The organism is Nitrospira sp. BLG_2 (genome assembly GCF_049222245.1).
In genome coordinates, this window is the sequence record NZ_JBLYIG010000353.1 from 1 (window position 1) to 2,213 (window position 2,213).

Genomic DNA, 2,213 nt, shown 5'->3' on the forward strand with positions numbered 1-2,213 from the left:
ACTCCAAGAATCGGCGGTCATGGCTGATGGCGACGAAGGCGTGGGGTTCGGCTTTTAACAGACTTTCAAGCCAGAGGATGCCTTCGACGTCCAGATGGTTGGTCGGCTCATCCAAGAGCAGCACGTCCGGTTCCAACAGCAACGACCGCGCGATCGCCAGCCGCTTTTTCCATCCTCCCGACAGTGTCGAAACAGACTGTTCCGAACGAGTAAACCCGCCGAGGCTGAGAGCTTTGGCAATACGTGCTCCTTGATCATGGGGATCCCACCCTTCGTCCAGGAGGACTTGAGACAGCGCATCTTCGACCGAGTGTTGTTCATCAAACGACGGCTCTTGCGGCACATAGCCGATGCGAAGCTGCCGCCGCACCGACCTGGTACCACAATCCGGGTTCTCAAGACCGGCGAGGATTTTGAGCAACGTCGATTTCCCGGAACCGTTTGGACCGATGAGTCCGACGTGATCGCCTTCGCAGAGCCCGAGCGACAGGTCGGCAAACAACGGCTTCATTCCATAGCTTTTTCCAATGGATTCGCAACTGAGTAGCATGATTGGTGGCATGACCGCAGTGTACCTAAGGGGGTGTTCAATCGAGCAGACTTCGGCAACCGTTTCGTGCAGCTACCACCAATTGGCTCTACGAAGATTAAGGAGTTTTTTGTTCTTCAAATGCGCGAAGGAGGTCAGAAACTGAAAGCACACCGATGATCGTGGCATCGGCGGTAACCGGCAGGTGTCGGATACTCTGCTTCTTCATCAACGACATCGCTTCAGACAGAAGCTCGTCTTCTTCAATTGTAACAAGTGGCCGGCTCATGCAAGTGGCGACGGACGTGGTATTCGGGTCAAGCCCCTTGGCGATAGCCTTGCGTGTCAAATCTGAATCGGTGACGATGCCGATATACCGGGACCCGTCGTCGATGATGAGCGAGCCGACTTTATGCTTTTGCAAGAGCTGCCCCGCTTGCTTGATGGTCGCATCCCGATGGATGCTCCGCACGTCATGTGACATATACTCTTCAACGAGGGCCGTCTCGATCCCTTTCTTTTTTCTCGTGGCCTGCAGTCGTCGACGCAATTCGAGGTCAGCCAGACAGCTTTCCAGCACTTGACGGCGTTGTTGGAGACTTTCACGTTCGATATTGTGAGTGCCACTTTCCTGCGCTTCTTCGGGCAACAGCGCCGATTCGCCCGTCTTTGCAAAGAAGTAGGCCTCTGATTGGTCTGATGCCGCGCCGAACACTTGAGCGATCAGCTCTTCGGCTGATTCGTCGAAGTCTTCAAGGGAAGCCGTCCCGCGCTTACGCGAGAGAAAGGGCTGGAACTTGATGAGCTGTTGCTTGAACCGTTCGACATACCGATCAAGAATATCACTCCGTGTCAATCCCGTACGAACTCGCTTCGGCATGTGATCCCTCCTCGGTTGTGAGAGAAAAGAATAACCTAAGCTGTGTTGCGGCTCAAGTGGCCCATGCGATGCGACTTTCCGGCTTTCCTGTCCGAATTTTGCCTCTTGCTTTTCCGGCCGTCACCCATTATGCCATCCAAACAGACATTGACGGACGATTTCACGGGAACCAGACTGGTCGCCGCTGCTATGAAGCACCTGTTCCTCCTCATCTTGTTCATGTTCAGTTATGGACCCGCCTATGCGGAATGGATAGCGGCGGAGAAACGGTATCAAACCGATGATTTTGAGACGGTCTACTTCGATCCGGAGACGATTCACCGAGACGGCAATCGTGCAACGCTCTGGCAATTAACGGATCTCAAGTGGAACGGCACAACACGATTTTTGTCCTTCAAGACCCACAAGGAATTCGACTGTGAGCGGTCTCGCGTACGCGTCCTTCAAGTCATCGAATTTTCCCGCCAGATGGGCACCGGCAGATCTACCTCCGGCTACATCGAAAGTGGAAACTGGCAGCCGGTCAAAGAGCGCAGCGTCAATCACGCGCTTTGGAAGGCGGCTTGCGGGAAACACTAACCCTCCGCCTCTGCATCTTATAACCGTCGGCGGTTCTTTGATGTTAGACGTCGTAATAGAGGAAAAACTCGTACGGGTGCGGCCGCACGCGCATCTGATCGATCTCCCTGCTTCGCTTATAGCCGATCCAAGCCTCGATCAGATCCTCGGTAAACACCTCCCCTTTAAGCAGAAACTGGCGTGCGGTCATGGGCAAAGGGGAGCGCGGCGTTGTGAGTGCACTGA

The 2,213-nt window shown here is 54.4% G+C and carries 4 protein-coding genes; 1 reads left to right on the forward strand and 3 read right to left on the reverse strand.

All coding sequences use genetic code 11. The features are described 5' to 3' along the window. A partial coding sequence (locus ACOSYY_RS09745; RefSeq protein WP_421662085.1) for an ATP-binding cassette domain-containing protein occupies nt 1-562 on the reverse strand: 562 nt, incomplete at its 3' end. 85 nt (nt 563-647) lie between these two features. Beyond that, nucleotides 648-1,409, reverse strand: coding sequence for a CBS domain-containing protein (locus tag ACOSYY_RS09750; RefSeq protein WP_421662086.1), 762 nt, complete (start codon nt 1,407-1,409; stop codon nt 648-650). A 129-nt stretch (nt 1,410-1,538) separates the two neighbouring features. Between ACOSYY_RS09750 and ACOSYY_RS09755 the strand changes: the two genes are divergently transcribed. Beyond that, nucleotides 1,539-1,988, forward strand: a complete 450-nt coding sequence (locus ACOSYY_RS09755; RefSeq protein ID WP_421662088.1) for a surface-adhesin E family protein — start codon at nt 1,539-1,541, stop codon at nt 1,986-1,988. Nucleotides 1,989-2,031: 43 nt separating this feature from the next. Here the strand turns inward: ACOSYY_RS09755 and ACOSYY_RS09760 are convergent. Next, nucleotides 2,032-2,213 (reverse strand): hypothetical protein (locus ACOSYY_RS09760; RefSeq protein WP_421662089.1); only part of this gene is annotated, 182 nt, incomplete at its 5' end.